Annotated in this window: 9 protein-coding genes; 6 read left to right on the top strand and 3 right to left on the bottom strand. The window is 64.9% G+C overall.

What is annotated here, in order from left to right; all coding sequences use genetic code 11:
* Position 1 precedes the first annotated feature (1 nt).
* Together RT460_RS14775 and recJ are read left to right on the top strand one after the other, a co-directional pair.
* Positions 2-925 carry a phosphoglycerate mutase gene (locus RT460_RS14775; RefSeq protein WP_313319707.1) on the top strand — a complete coding sequence of 308 codons (924 nt, stop codon included), beginning with the start codon at positions 2-4 and terminating at the stop codon, positions 923-925.
* Entirely contained in the window at positions 918-2,654 is a 1,737-nt protein-coding gene (recJ, locus tag RT460_RS14770) for a single-stranded-DNA-specific exonuclease RecJ (RefSeq protein WP_313319705.1), read from the top strand. The genes RT460_RS14775 and recJ overlap by 8 nt, the downstream gene beginning before the upstream one ends.
* 32 nt (positions 2,655-2,686) lie before the next feature.
* On the opposite strand, the gene RT460_RS14765 is transcribed toward recJ, so the two are convergent.
* Positions 2,687-3,901, bottom strand: coding sequence for an acyltransferase (locus tag RT460_RS14765; protein ID WP_313319703.1), 1,215 nt, complete (start codon positions 3,899-3,901; stop codon positions 2,687-2,689).
* Between the two features lie 158 nt (positions 3,902-4,059).
* On the opposite strand from RT460_RS14765, the gene RT460_RS14760 reads away from it, so the two are divergent.
* Both RT460_RS14760 and RT460_RS14755 read left to right on the top strand, forming a co-directional pair.
* On the top strand, positions 4,060-4,965 hold the full coding sequence (locus RT460_RS14760; RefSeq protein ID WP_313319701.1) for a LytTR family DNA-binding domain-containing protein: 906 nt from the start codon (positions 4,060-4,062) through the stop codon (positions 4,963-4,965).
* Between the two features lie 159 nt (positions 4,966-5,124).
* The gene (locus RT460_RS14755) at positions 5,125-7,968 is read left to right on the top strand and encodes a VIT domain-containing protein (protein ID WP_313319699.1); all 2,844 of its coding nucleotides are present in this window, start codon (positions 5,125-5,127) and stop codon (positions 7,966-7,968) included.
* Positions 7,969-8,029: 61 nt separating this feature from the next.
* On the opposite strand, the gene RT460_RS14750 is transcribed toward RT460_RS14755, so the two are convergent.
* Positions 8,030-9,379: an ABC transporter substrate-binding protein gene (locus RT460_RS14750; protein ID WP_313319698.1), complete on the bottom strand. Its 1,350-nt coding sequence runs from the start codon at positions 9,377-9,379 to the stop codon at positions 8,030-8,032.
* Between the two features lie 113 nt (positions 9,380-9,492).
* On the bottom strand, positions 9,493-10,623 hold the full coding sequence (locus RT460_RS14745; RefSeq protein ID WP_313319696.1) for an ABC transporter substrate-binding protein: 1,131 nt from the start codon (positions 10,621-10,623) through the stop codon (positions 9,493-9,495).
* Between the two features lie 194 nt (positions 10,624-10,817).
* Here RT460_RS14745 and prfB point away from each other — a divergent pair.
* Together prfB and lysS are read left to right on the top strand one after the other, a co-directional pair.
* A protein-coding gene (gene prfB, locus RT460_RS14740; RefSeq protein ID WP_313319694.1) for a peptide chain release factor 2 occupies positions 10,818-11,943 on the top strand; the annotation gives its coding sequence in 2 pieces (ribosomal slippage) (positions 10,818-10,892 and positions 10,894-11,943; 1,125 coding nt in all).
* A gap of 95 nt (positions 11,944-12,038) precedes the next feature.
* Complete coding sequence (lysS, locus tag RT460_RS14735; protein WP_313319692.1) at positions 12,039-13,559, top strand: lysine--tRNA ligase; 1,521 nt, start codon at positions 12,039-12,041, stop codon at positions 13,557-13,559.
* The last annotated feature ends 495 nt before the right edge of the window (positions 13,560-14,054 follow it).

Below are 14,054 nucleotides of genomic sequence, written 5' to 3'. Positions count from 1 at the left end.
GATGGCCAAGGCCACACTGCTGCTGCCCGCGCGCAGCCGCTTCGCCGCCGGCAACCTGCCGGCGCAGGTGGCCACGGCACTGGGCCGCGCCGAGCGCTCGCTCGGCACGGCCGGTGAAGCGGCGCAGCTGCGTCGCCATTTCAACGTGCAGCCGGCCGACTGGTCGGCGGCCGCCTTGACCCGGCAGACCGATGCCGGCGATGCCGCCGAGGGGTTCTGGCTGCGTGCCGACCCGGCCAGCATCGTCCCGGACATGCAGGGCGCGCGGTTGATGGCATCGGCCGAAACGCTGCGGCTGGAGCAGGACGATGTGGATGCCCTGCTGCCCGCGCTGCAACCCTTGTTCGCGGGTTTCGGCTACCAGTTGGACGCGCCGACGCCGGCACGTTGGTACCTGCGGCTGCCCGTGGATACACCGCTGCCGCAGTTCGCCGAGCCGGAAGCGGTGCTGGGTGATGACCTGTTCTCGCATCTGCCCGACGGCGACAACGGGCGGCAATGGCGTGGCCTGCTGACTGAAGCCCAGGTCGTGTTGCACCAGCACCCCTGGAACGAACAACGCGTAGCCGCCGGCAAGCGAGCGGTCAATTCGCTGTGGTTCTGGGGCCCGGGCCGTTTGCCCGAATCGGTCAGCACCGTGCACGCGCAGGTGCGTAGCCGCGATGCCCTGCTGCAGGGGCTGGCGACGCTTGCCGGTGTTCGCATCGGTGGCGAGCAGACGGTCGACGCGCTGGTTGACCTGCGCCAGCTGCGTTCACTGGAGCAGCTGACCCGCGATGCCATCACCCCGCTGCTGGAAGCCATACGCCGCGGAGAGCTGGCCGAATTGCAGCTCGATTTCGAGGATGGCACCGGCTATCGCATCCGGCGTGGGCAGCGCTGGCAGATCTGGAAGAAGCCGCAAGGCACGCTGGTCGATGACTGAGGCCATGAAGATCGTCCGTCGCAGCCTGGCCGCCGAAGGGCAGTGGGGTGACGACACCTTGCCGCTGCTGCGCCGCATCTACGCTGCGCGCGGAGCCATGACGGCAGAGCAGGCACAACCCCGCCTGGCGCAGTTGCATGCGCCGGAGCTGCTGGGCGGCATGCGGCAGGCGGTGCAATTGCTGGCTGATGCGATCGCCGGCGACAAACGCATCCTCATCGTTGGTGATTTCGACTGCGATGGCGCCACCGCCTGCGCAGTTGGTGTGCGTGGCCTGCGGCTGCTCGGTGCCAAGGACGTGGTGCATGCCGTGCCCAACCGCATGGTGCATGGCTATGGTTTGTCGCCTTCGCTGGTAGCGGAGCTGGAAGCCTTCAAGCCTGATCTGCTGGTCACTGTGGATCATGGCATTGCCTGCCATGCTGGCGTGCGGGCGGCCAAGGCTTTGGGCTGGCAGGTCCTGGTTACCGACCACCATCTGCCCGGTGAAGTGCTGCCGCCTGCCGATGCCATCGTCGATCCGAACGTGGAGGGCGATGCATTCCCGAGCAAGGCGCTGGCAGGCGTCGGGGTGATCTTCTACGTGCTGATGGCGCTGCGGCGCCACCTGCGTGAGCAGGGCGTGTTCGCTGCTCAGCCCGAACCGGACCTGCTGACCTTGCTGGATCTGGTCGCGGTGGGCACCGTGGCCGACCTGGTTGCACTGGATGAGAACAACCGCGCATTGGTGTCTGCCGGCCTGCGCCGTATCCGCGCGGGCAAGGCCTGCGTCGGTCTGCGCGCCCTGATCGAAGCCAGCGGCCGCGATGCCGCGCGACTCAGCGCCAGTGATATCGGCTATGCGGTTGGCCCGCGCCTCAACGCGGCGGGGCGACTGGAAGACATGGCGCTGGGGATCGAGTTGCTCCTGACCGAGAGCGCGGCGCAGGCGCGCGAGATCGCCACGATGCTGGAAGAGATCAACACCGAGCGTCGCGCCGTACAGCAGCAGATGACCGAGGACGCCGAGCACGCGGTGGCGCGGGCATTGCTGGACGACGCGATGCAGCGGCCGGTAGCGGCCTGCCTGTTTGATCCGGAATGGCACCCCGGGGTGGTGGGGCTGGTGGCATCGAAGATGAAGGACCGCCTGCATCGTCCGGTGATCGCATTTGCGCCGTCAGAGCCTGGTGGCGATGCCCTGCGCGGCTCGGCGCGGTCGATCAGCGGCTTTCACATACGCGACGCGCTGGCCGCCATCAATGCCAGCCATCCTGGCCTGATGGAAAAGTTCGGTGGCCATGCCATGGCGGCAGGGCTGAGCTTGCCGTTGGCACAGCTGGACACATTCAAGGCCGTATTCGCCGCCCAGGTGCAAGCCAGTCTGGACCCGGCCCTGCTGCAGCAGCAGTTGCTCAGCGATGGTGAACTGCACGCGAGCGAGCTCGATTTCCAGCATGCCGAAGCACTGCGTCTTGCAGGCCCCTGGGGGCAGGGTTTTGCCGAGCCACTGTTCGATGGCGTTTTCGACGTGGTTGAGTGGCGCGTGCTCAAGGACCGGCACCTGAAGCTGGTGGTTCGGCCTCCGGGGGGGCGCGGCCGCATCAATGCCATCCATTTCAGCGGTTGGACCGGTACTGCGCCAGAGCCGCAGCTGCATCTTGCCTACCGCCTGGTGGGCGATGACTATCGCGGCGGCCAGGCGATCCAGTTGATCGTGGAGCACAGCGGCCCGGTAGGAGCGGCGTAAGCCGTCATGCCACCACAGCCTCGGCAACCGCATCATCGGTCGAGATAGACGCTGTCGCTGCGTGCACTGTCAGTACCCCGGCCGGCGTCAGTACCCGCTGATCGTGGCCGCAAGCCGAACAGGGGCCGCAGCAAGGCGCTGCGCTTTATCAGTTCATAGGCGCCCAGGCACAGGGCGAACGTCGCCACGATCAGCAATGCCGCCTCCCTGCCCGGCGGAATGTGCAAGGGCTTGAGTTGATGGGCGAGCACCACGATGACGGTCTGGTGCAGGATGTAGAGAGGAAACACCGCCAGCGTCAGGTAGCGCAGCAGCGGGCTGTCGGCATCGCGCCAGCGGTAGGCGAAGCCGAGCAGGGCGGCGATTGCGCACCACTGGTCGACCGCCCACGCCCCGCGCAGCCACAGGCGCAGGCTCAGCGGTGGCGGGTTGTTGTCGTTGTAGCCGGCGAAGTACCAGCTGTAGATCATCACGGCATAGCAGCCAGCGGCCGCCAGCAGGGCAGGCCAGCGCAGCCGCTGAAGGGATTCCCAGAATGCAGTGCTGAATGCGGCCAGGAAGCCGATCAGGAAAACACTGCCGTACTGTGCATGGTTGTACCAGTCATCGACCAGGGCATGGCTTTGCTCGAAGCGGGTGACCAGCAGGAGCCGCGCCAGCGCCAGCAGTAGCACCGGTAGCCACAGCGCACGCCAGCCAGTCAACGCATCGCCGACGGCCGCACGCAGACCTCCCAGGGCCGCGGCGGGCAGCAGTCGCCACAACAACCAGGCCAGCGCGGTGTAGCACCACAGGTAGGGCAGGAACCACAAATGGTTCCAGGTGGGCAGGCGCAGGCAGCCATCGGCATCACAGAACCCGTTGTAGGCGCTCAGGTACTTTCCGTAGAAGGCCCAATACGATTCCGTGTAGCCGCCCGGCAGCTGTTCGACCACCTGGTAGTAGGCCTGCGGCGGGACAACGATCAGCATGCCGAACAGTAGCGGCCACAGCAGTTGCCGCGAGCGTCGTCGCATCAGTCCGTCCGCGCGTGTCTTCAGCATGTAGGCAGTGGCCACGCCTGAAATAAGGAAGAGCAGCGACATCCGCCAAGGACCGGTAAGCAGCATGAACGGCTCGGGGGCGATGCTGGCGGCAGGGCTTTTTACATGCCAGTCCCAGCTCACGTAGTACATGCCCACGTGGTAGACCACCAACAGGGCGAATGCGATTACGCGCAGCCAATCCAGATCGTTACGGCGGGTCATGCGATTGCCTTAAGACGTGCTTTGATGGTCGGCATTGGGCCATCGATAGTGCAGGCCTGGCTGCCAAAGTGACGGCTGGTGGGCAGTTTGGGACGAATGGAGGCCATCGTGGGACCGGTTGGGCAGGTGCTGAGCGAGGCTTGGCCTACACTGCGCGGATGAGTGAATCAACTTCCCGTGACGTGCTGGAACGCTTCCGGCCATGGCGGCGCAGCGCCGAGATCGTGTTCTGGCTGGTCGTGGTCACGGTCAACTGCAGCGGCAATGCCCTCACCACCTGGATGGACGCTAATCGCAATAGCGACCCGGGCATGTATCGCTGGGAGCCATGGGTGTGGGAGTTCTCCAGTGGACTGGTGTGGATAGGGCTGCTGGTGCCGCTGGTGGTCTGGTTGAGCCGACGCTGGCCATTGCACATGGACAACTGGCGCAGGCGACTGCCGGGCTATCTGTTGGCAAGCGTGCCCTTGTCGCTGCTGCACGTGCTGTTGATGGTCGGCCTGCGCGTGCTTGTCTATCGGCTGCTGGGCCATTCCTACGATTTCGGCGATTGGCAGCGTGAGTTCCTCTACGAGTACCTCAAGGATGTCCGCACGTTGGCCATCATCCTGCTGTGCATCGACGGCTACCGTTTCCTGCTGCGGCGCATCCAGGGCGAAGTCCAGTTGCTGGCGGCGCCGGACGAAGGACCACCGGTGGAGCCGATCGACCGCCCCGAACGTTTGCTGGTGCGCAAGCTGGGGCGTGACTTCCTGATCGCCACCGCCGATATCGAGTGGGCCCAGGCAGCGGGAAACTACGTCAACCTGCGGGTGCGCGGCCACGATTACCCGTTGCGCAGCACGATGGCGGCACTGGAGCAGCGGTTGGACCCGGCCTGCTTCATTCGCAGCCATCGCAGTTGGCTGTTGAACCAGCGTCACCTGGTGTCGATCGAACCGTTGGAGGGCGGCGAGGCGCTGCTGCACATGGACGACGGCCAGGCCGTGCCCTGCAGCCGCCGCTATCTGGCCCAGGTACGGCAGGCGCTGGGTGATCGCCAGGACCGCGTGGCCGATACCTGAGCAGGTCCACGGCCTCGATTGCCGCTACGATCCGTGCGCGACCAAGGGACGGGTGGCTTCCGGTTCGGTACCTTCAACCCCGTTTCCTGCCCTTGGCCGTTCATCTCCCCGACCCTTGGACGGAGCAGTGCTATGGCAGGCTTTCAGTGGCAGCGATGGATGGCAGTGGGGATGGTTGTCGTGCTGGCGTGGCCAGCATCGGCCCAGCGGCAGTCGCCGGCAGTGATAGCAGGCCCGGCGCCGGTATTGATCGCGGCGGCAGAGGCCGAACAGCCCATTGGCCTGCGCAGCGCGCGTATCACCGGCGAGGTCCAGGCCGGCATCGCACAGACCATGATCGAGCTGGAGTTCCACAATCCCAACCGGCGCGTGCTTGAAGGCGAGCTGCAGTTTCCGCTTGCCGACGGGCAGCAGCTGACGGGGTTTGCGTTGGATATCGATGGGCAGTTGCGGGATGCCGTGCCGGTGCCGAAAGAACGTGGCCGCGAGGTGTTCGAGGCCATCACCCGGGACAACGTGGATCCGGGCCTGCTTGAGCAGACCGCAGGCAACCAGTTCCGCCTGCGCATCTACCCCTTGCCCGCCGATGGCAGCCGGCGCGTGCGTCTGACAGTCCGCGAGGCGTTGCCGGTCGTTGCCGGCAACTGGCAATGGCGCTTGCCGCTGCAGTTTGCCGCCGGTGCGCAGAACGTGGTGTTGGAACTGCATGCCCCGGAATCGGTGCGCGGCGGTGCAGCGCCATTCCGGTTCAGCGGGCAGGGGTTGTCCTGGCAGGGGCGGGGCGCACAGCTTCCGGCCCAACTGCAGTGGCAATTGGCGATGCAGGGCAGCGCCGGAATGCAGATGGCCAAGTGGGACGGCCAGCATTATCTGATGGCGCAGTTGCCGGTGGCGGCGGCTGCGCCACGGACGCTGCCGGAACAGGTTGGTTTGCTGTGGGATGCCTCGGGTTCGGCCAACCAGCGTAATCGCAAGCGCGAGTTCGCCCTGCTGGACCGCTATTTTGCTGCCCTGGGAGATGGCAACGTGGCACTCACCGTGCTGCGCGATCGTGCGTCGCCGGTACGCCGGTTTGCCATCCGCAACGGCGACTGGAGCAGCCTGCGCCGCGTGCTGGAGCAGGAACCATTGGACGGTGCCAGCAATCTTGCCGGGTGGCGCCCCGACCCGGCGATTGGCGAGTACCTGTTGCTGAGCGATGGCCTGTCCAATTGGGGCGGCGATGCCCTGCCATTGTTGGCCGGTAACCAGCGCCTGTTCGCCGTCAGCAGCGCGGGTGCGCATACCGACAGCACGCGGTTGCGTGCGTGGAGCGAGGCCAACGGTGGTCGCTTGGTGCTGCTGGGTGACCAGCCCCAAGCCGAATTGCAGGAGCTGCTGGCGACGCCGGTGCGGGTGGAGGTTGCTGATACCCAGGGTCTGCATGACGTCGTGGTTGACCAGCGGAGTGCCGGGCAGGGCTGGGTCTGGATATACGCCCGCGCCGACAGCGCCGAGCAGGCGATGCAGGTGCGTATCAACGGCCAGCGTTGGCAGCAGTTGCGGACGTCGGATCGGACTGTCGATGCTGGCCTGCTGTCGGGCTTGTGGGCGCAGGCACGACTGCAACAGTTGGCGCAGGAACCCAATCGCAACCGCGAGGCGATGCAGCTGTTGTCGCAGCGTTTTGGCCTGGTCGGCGAGGGGACATCGCTGATCGTGCTGGACAGCATTGAAGACTATCTGCGCTATGCGATCCGTCCGCCGGCCCCGCTGCGCGCCGAGTATGACCAGCGCTACGCCCGCTTGCTCCAGGACAGGTCGGTTGCACGCCGCGAACACCTCGATGCGGTCGCCGCGCAGTGGCAGGAACGGGCCCAATGGTGGGCAAAGTCCTGGCCGAAGAACGCGCCGGCATTGTCTGCGCCGGAGGAGAAATCAGGCCTGCGCCTGCGCAGGCAGGCAGCAGCCGATAGCGCGGCATCCCTCGGGCCGGCCATGCCTTCGCCAGTTCCAGCGCCGGCAGCGGCACTGGCACCGGTTGCTGCCGAGGCGAACTCGCTGGACAGCATCGCAGTCGCTGCTGATGCCGCTGCCGAGCTGGCGAACGAGGGGTCAGTGGAGATCCGGTTGGCTGCATGGGAGCCGGATTCAGCGGTGGCGCAGCGCCTGCGCAAGGGACCTGCGGCGTCGCTCTATGCCCGCTACCTGGCTGAGCGCGCTGCCAATGCAGACAGCAGCGCTTTCTATCTGGATGTGGCAGACATGCTGTTGGCACAGGACCAGCGTGACTTGGCGCTGCGTGTGTTGTCCAACCTCGCAGAAATGGACCTGGACAATCGCCATCTGTTGCGCGTGTTGGGCTATCGCCTGATGCAGGCCAAGGCACCGGAGCTGGCTGTGCCGGTGTTCCAACAGGTGTTGGCGATGGCCGAGGATGAGCCGCAGAGCTTCCGCGACCTGGGCCTGGCCTTGGAGGCGGCAGGGCGTGCGCAGGAAGCCGTCGATCCGCTCTACCAGGTGGTGGCGCGGGAATGGGACGACCGTTTCGAAGGCGTCGCCCTGATTGCCCTGGACGAGTTGACCAACCTGTCCAGTCGCGCTGGCCCGGCGCTGGACATGCAGGTTGTCGATCCACGCCTGCGCAAGGGCATGCCGCTGGACCTGCGGGTGGTGCTGGCCTGGGACAGTGACAACAGCGACATGGACTTGTGGGTAACAGATCCCAACGGCGAACGTGCCTACTACGGCAATCGGCTGACCTACCAGGGTGGAGAGATGTCGCAGGATTTCACCGGCGGCTATGGGCCGGAGCAGTTCTCGTTGCGCGATGCCAAGCCCGGCACCTACAAGGTGGAAGCGAACTACTTTGGCAGTCGCCAGCAACTGGTCACCGGGGCGGCGACCTTGATGCTGCGTTTGAGTACGCATTGGGGCACGCCAGCGCAGCAGGACAAGGCCGTGACCATGCGTTTGCAGGACGCCACCGATACCGTGCTGGTCGGCGAGTTCGAGGTGCGCTGAGGCGATACTGGAAACAAACGGGGCCGGCATTGCCGGCCCCGTCTGCATGCTGCGGTTGTGCTTACTTGCGACGTGCCAGCAGGCGGTAGCCACCGGTAGCGCTGGAATCGAAGCTGTGCGCCAGCAGCACGTAGCGGCCGGCTTCCAGTTCCACTTCCAGGGTCGGGTCGAGGCTGTCGTCGCCGTCGTCCTGCTGTGCGACTTCCTCGCCGTCGCGCATCAAGGTCAGCATGCCGTCCAGGCCATTGGCGCCAACCATGGTGATGACGTAGTTGCCCTTGCGCGGGATTTCCAGCGTGTACAGGTCGCGGTTGCCGGGGCGCAGTTGGCCCTGCACTTCACGGCTCAACTTCAGCTCCTGGCGCGACGGGCCCTCAGCTGCAGCCGAGGTTGCGCTGGACAGCTGGAACACGCCGCCACGACCGTTCACCGAACGGACCGAAACCGTGTACTCACCGGCTTCCAGCACCTGCGTCAGACGCGAGTTGACGTTGCCGCCACCGTCGTCGTCGCTGAGCACGATGTCGGCACCCTTCAGGGTCAACAAGGTATCGAGGTCGCGGCTGCTGGCGTCGAGCTGCACGCGGCGGCGCTCGGGCAGGTTGAGCGTGAAGCTGCGGGTGTCATCGGCGTTGATGAAACCGCTGGCCTTGCCGTCGGGCGGCAGAGCGGTGCCGTCTTCGAAGACCAGCCCTTCCGGGAAGTCGGTACGTTCAACGCCGAGGTAGAACGCGCCCGAGGCTTCGTTCACCGCGTTGGCGGTGATGGTATAGCGGCCAGGCTGCAGCGGTGCGACCAGGCGGGCATTGAGCTGGTTGCCGCCGTCATCGTCTTCCATGTTGATGCCGTTGCCGCTCAGTTCCAGGCGCGAGTCGATCTCGCTGGAGTCCATGGTAAGCGTGTAGAGGCCGGCCTTGTCCACTTCCAGCGTGTATTCCTTGCTTTCCTGGCGCAGCCAGTCGGTGACACGGCGGCCAGCGACCAGCGGCTTGCCGTCATAGGCCACGATCGGCTCGACCGACAGCTGGAACGGACCGAAGGCGCGCGCATCGGCGCCGCTGACGGCGACGGTGTACTGGCCGGCCTTTTCGGCGCGGATGCTCAGCGTGGTGGAGCCTTCGCTGTCGCCGTCGGATTCGGTGCGGCTGACCAGGGTGTCGCGGGTGAACACCGCCAGCGAGCCCTTGAGCGGGCCTTCCAGGGTCAGGCTGACCGCCTGGCCGGCGGCCAACTGCAGCGAGAACAGCGCGCTGCGGGTGCCATCGCTGTGGTTGATCGGGGTGGACGAGGTGATTTCGCCCGAGGTCTCGCCGTTCATGGCAAGCGGGCGGGCAGCCGGGGCGGCATGCGCGGGGGCATGCACGGCGGCGGCAATGGCAAGGGACAGCAGTCCTGCTGCAAGTCGCTTCACTTCAACTCCTTAAGTGGTGGAACCAGGGTGCGGCGTGAACGTCCACCCCTATCGGGGGATGCAGGTGGACGCGGTAAACCGGCCTGCCGCCGAGGCAGGCCGGCCAAGGTCAATCAGTTGGTCGAGTCGGTAGGCGCGGCGACAGCTTCGGCAGCCGCGGCAGTGGCCTCCTCGGCAGCGTCCTTGTGGTTGCTGTCCGGGCTGGTGCCGTCGCCATCCATGTCGGTGGTTTCCAGCTCGAACACACCCTGCTGGCTGCCCAGGCTGGTCACCGCCACGATGTAGCGGCCAGCGCGTAGCGACAGGTTGAGGCGGGCATTGGTGCCGTTGCCGCCGTCATCGTCCTCGGCATCGGTGCCCGGGCCGGTAACGTGCAGCACCGAGTCGAAGCCATCAGCGATCGCATCGAACTGCACCTGCTTGGGCGCATCCAGGTTCAGCACGAAGGTGCGACGGCCGCGCGAGTCCATCATCGACTGGGCGGTTTGACCAATGGTCAGGGCCGTACCGTCGCGATTGACCAGGCCATTCGGGGTCGGGGTCAGGGCGACGCTCAGCTTGAACGAGCCGGTGTTGTTGTTCACCGACGAGGCGCCGATGGTGTACTCGCCCGGTTCCAGGTAGGTGCGGATGCGGGCATTGAGGTTGCCGCCGTTGTCGTCGTCTTCCAGCTCGACATTGCGGCCGTTCAGGCGCAGGAAGGCGTCGAACGCGCTCGACTCCATGGTGATGGAGTACAGGCCGGCCTTGTCGACCTTCAGCTTGTATTCCTGCTTTTCACCCATCAGCCAGTCGATGGCCTGGCTTTCGGCGCCCAGCGGCTTGCCGTCGTACGGCACCACCTTGGCGCTCTTGAGCTTGAACGGGCCGAAGCTGTCGGAGCTGGCGCTGTTCACCGCGACCACGTAGCTGCCGTCCTTCGGGGCACGGAAGGCCAGGCTGACCGCATTGGGGGAAGCCTCGCCTTCGCCGTCGGAATTGGAGCTGCTGGCGTGGGCCAGCATGGTCTGGCCATCGAACACCGCGATCTGGCCGCTGAGCGACCCGCCCAGCTCCAGGGAGACGGCTTCGCCGTCCTTCAGGGTGATCTTGTAGGCCTGGTGGCGGCTGCCGTCGTTGTAATTCAGGCGGCTGCTGGAGGTGATTTCACCCGCCACGGTCTCGCCTACGGCCAGGTTGGGGGTGTTGTCGCCGGCGCCGGCGACGCCGCCGAGCTTTTGGCAGGCGGCGAGAGCCAGAGTCATGGAAATGGCTGCAAACAAGCGGGCAGGGCGAGTATTCAAGCGTAGGTCCTTCATTGGTTTGAGGGGTATCCGTTCCCCGCACGGGCGGGTACGGCGCCGATTCTAACGGCAAGCCGTGTTCATACTGCGAGAACAGCCTGAATGCCCGGCGGATGCTAGAATTGCTCTCTTGTCTGCCTGTTCATAGACCGACCATGATTGAACTGAATCCCATCCGCCAGCGAATCACCGATCTGACCGATCGCGTGCTCTCGCTCAGGGGGTATCTTTGACTACGATGCCAAGAAAGAGCGTCTTGAAGAAGTAACCCGCGAGCTGGAAAACCCCGACATCTGGAACAACCCCGAATACGCCCAGACCTTGGGCCGGGAACGTTCGATGCTGGACAAGACCGTCAGCGGCATTGCCGCCGTGCTCGACGGCATGACCGACGCCACCGAGCTGTTGGAACTGGCCGAGAGCGAGCAGGACGAGGACACCGCACTGTCGGTGATCGCGGACCTGGACAAGCACCAGAGCCACATCGAGAAGCTGGAATTCCAGCGCATGTTCTCCGGCGAGATGGACAGCTGCAACGCCTTCGTCGACATCCAGGCCGGTGCCGGTGGTACCGAAGCCCAGGATTGGGCAGAAATGATGCTGCGCATGTACCTGCGCTGGTGCGAAGCCCGTGGCTGGAAGACCGAGCTGATGGAAGTGTCCGGCGGCGACGTTGCCGGCATCAAGTCGGCGACCTTCCGCGTGGAAGGTGAGTTCGCCTATGGCTGGCTGAAGACCGAGATCGGCGTGCACCGGCTGGTGCGCAAGTCGCCGTTCGACTCGGACAACCGCCGCCACACCAGCTTCACCTCGGTGTTCGTGTCACCGGAAGTCGATGACAACATCGAAATCGACATCAACCCGGCCGACCTGCGCACCGACGTGTACCGCTCTTCCGGTGCCGGTGGTCAGCACGTCAACAAGACCGAGTCGGCGGTGCGTATCACCCACATCCCGACCAATACCGTTGTGGCCTGCCAGATCGGCCGCAGCCAGCACCAGAACCGCGACACCGCGATGAAGATGCTGGCCGCCAAGCTGTACGAGCTGGAAGTGCAGAAGCGCAACAGCGAGCGTGACGCATTGGAAGCGACCAAGTCCGACATCGGCTGGGGCAGCCAGATCCGCAACTACGTGCTCGACCAGAGCCGTATCAAGGATCTGCGCACCGGCGTTGAGCGTACTGACACGCAGAAGGTGCTGGACGGCGACCTGGATGAGTTCATCGAGGCCAGCCTCAAGTCCGGCCTGCAGGCCGGCGCCAAACGCAGCGATGCGTAATCTGGAATGGCCCCGTGCGGGCCATTCCCTTGTTGTACGGTGCGGATGCCGATTGGCCCGCACCCGTTTTTCTTCCCCCAATTGAATTCAACGCCATGACCGAACAGACCCCTGAAACGCAGCAGCCCCCCGTCGACGAGAACAGCCTCATCGCCGAGCGCCGCGCGAAACTGACGGCGCTGCGCGGGCAGGGTATTGCCTACCCGAACGACTTCCGTCGCGAAGACTTCGCCGGCAAGCTGCAGGCCGATTACGTCGATGCCGAGGCGTGGACCGCCGAGGCACTGGAAGGCAATGGTCGTAATGTGAAGCTTGCCGGTCGCCTGATGGCCAAGCGGGTGATGGGCAAGGCCAGCTTCGCCCAGATCCAGGACGAGAGCGGTCGCATCCAGTTGTTCCTGCAGTCGACCGCGCTGGGCGATGTCTATGCCGCGTTCAAGGGCTGGGACGTGGGCGACATCATCGCCGTCGAAGGCGGGCTGACCCGTACCAAGACCGGTGAGTTGTCGGTCAAGGCGACCAGCATCCGCTTGCTGACCAAGTCGCTGCGTCCGTTGCCGGACAAGTGGCATGGCCTGGCCGATGTCGAGCAGCGCTATCGCCAGCGTTACGTCGACCTGATCGTGACCCCGGAATCGCGCGAGGTTTTCATCAAGCGCTCCAAGATCATCCGTGCAATGCGCGCGTGGCTGGACAACCGCGACTTCCTGGAAGTCGAGACGCCGATGATGCATTACATCCCCGGTGGCGCGACGGCCAAGCCGTTCACCACCCATCACAACGCGCTGGACCTGGACCTGTACCTGCGCGTTGCACCGGAGCTTTACCTCAAGCGACTGGTCGTTGGTGGCCTTGAGCGCGTGTACGAGATCAACCGCAACTTCCGCAACGAAGGCGTTAGCACCCGCCACAACCCAGAATTCACAATGATGGAGCTGTACGAGGCTTACGCCACGTACAACGAAGTGATGGACCTGACCGAGGGCGTGATCCGCGATGTGGCGCAGAGCGTGCTTGGCACCACCCAGGTGGAGTGGGACGGCGTGCAGATCGACCTGGCCCCGGCGTTCCGTCGCTGGCGCATGGACGAAGCAGTGCGTCACCACAACCCTGAGATTTCAGTGGCCGATTGCACCGATCGCGAAGCGTTGCTGCGTCATTGCGAGCGCCTGAAGATCCGCGTCAAGCCGAGCTATGGTTGGGGCAAGCTGCTGCTGGAAATCTTTGAGGCAACGGTCGAGCACACCTTGATCCAGCCGACCTTCATCACCGATCACCCGGTGGAAGTGTCGCCCTTGGCACGCGGCAGTGATAACGAGCCGGGCTATACCGACCGCTTCGAGTTGTTCATCAACGGCAAGGAGCTGGCCAACGGGTTCTCCGAGTTGAACGACCCGGAAGACCAGGCGGCGCGCTTCCAGGCGCAGGTCGAAGCCAAGGACGGTGGCGATGATGAGGCGATGCATTACGACTCGGACTACATCCGCGCCTTGGAGTACGGCATGGCGCCGACGGGCGGTCTGGGCATTGGTATCGATCGCCTTGTGATGTTGCTGACCGGGCGTGGTTCGATCCGCGATGTGCTGTTGTTCCCGTACATGCGTCCGGAAGCCTGAGTTTCGGGCTGATGAGCTTGAAGGCCCCTGCGGTGACGCGGGGGCCTTTTTTGTTGTGTTGACGGTCGCTTCGGTGGTGACGCTGGTTTTGGTTTTGGTTTTGGTTTTGCGTTTGCGTTGACCTTGGACCTCGACGATGACCTTGGACCTTTACTATGTGGCCTTGGGCCTTGGGCCTTGGGCCTTGGGCCTTGGGCGTTTGCGTTGGACGTGGCTCTGACTTTGGCCCTTATGCCGTCATTCCCGCGCAGGCGGGAATCGCTCTGGCTCTGGCTCTGGCTTTCGCCCCTATGCCGTCATTCCCGCGCAGGCGGGAATGACGACTCAAGGGCAAGCGGCCAAGGCAGGAGCGATTCCCGCCTGCGCGGGAATGACGCCTCAAGGCAAACGGCCAAGGCAGGAGCGATTCCCGCCTGCGCGGGAATGACGGCTCAAGGGCGAACGGCCAAGGCAGGAGCGATTCCCGCCTGCGCGGGAATGACGGCTCAAGGGCGA

It is taken from the genome of Stenotrophomonas sp., from assembly GCF_032061965.1.
In the GTDB taxonomy this organism is placed as follows: domain Bacteria; phylum Pseudomonadota; class Gammaproteobacteria; order Xanthomonadales; family Xanthomonadaceae; genus Stenotrophomonas.
The sequence above is the reverse complement of the archived record's forward strand: the minus strand, read 5'-3'. Positions and strand labels throughout refer to the sequence as shown.

Coding starts and splice junctions, on each gene's coding strand:
- RT460_RS14775 (WP_313319707.1), top strand. CDS start 2: ATGGCCAAGGCCACACTGCTGCTGCCCGCGCGCAGCCGCTTCGCCGCC.
- recJ (WP_313319705.1), top strand. CDS start 918: ATGACTGAGGCCATGAAGATCGTCCGTCGCAGCCTGGCCGCCGAAGGG.
- RT460_RS14765 (WP_313319703.1), bottom strand. CDS start 3,901: ATGACCCGCCGTAACGATCTGGATTGGCTGCGCGTAATCGCATTCGCC.
- RT460_RS14760 (WP_313319701.1), top strand. CDS start 4,060: ATGAGTGAATCAACTTCCCGTGACGTGCTGGAACGCTTCCGGCCATGG.
- RT460_RS14755 (WP_313319699.1), top strand. CDS start 5,125: ATGGCAGTGGGGATGGTTGTCGTGCTGGCGTGGCCAGCATCGGCCCAG.
- RT460_RS14745 (WP_313319696.1), bottom strand. CDS start 10,623: ATGACTCTGGCTCTCGCCGCCTGCCAAAAGCTCGGCGGCGTCGCCGGC.
- lysS (WP_313319692.1), top strand. CDS start 12,039: ATGACCGAACAGACCCCTGAAACGCAGCAGCCCCCCGTCGACGAGAAC.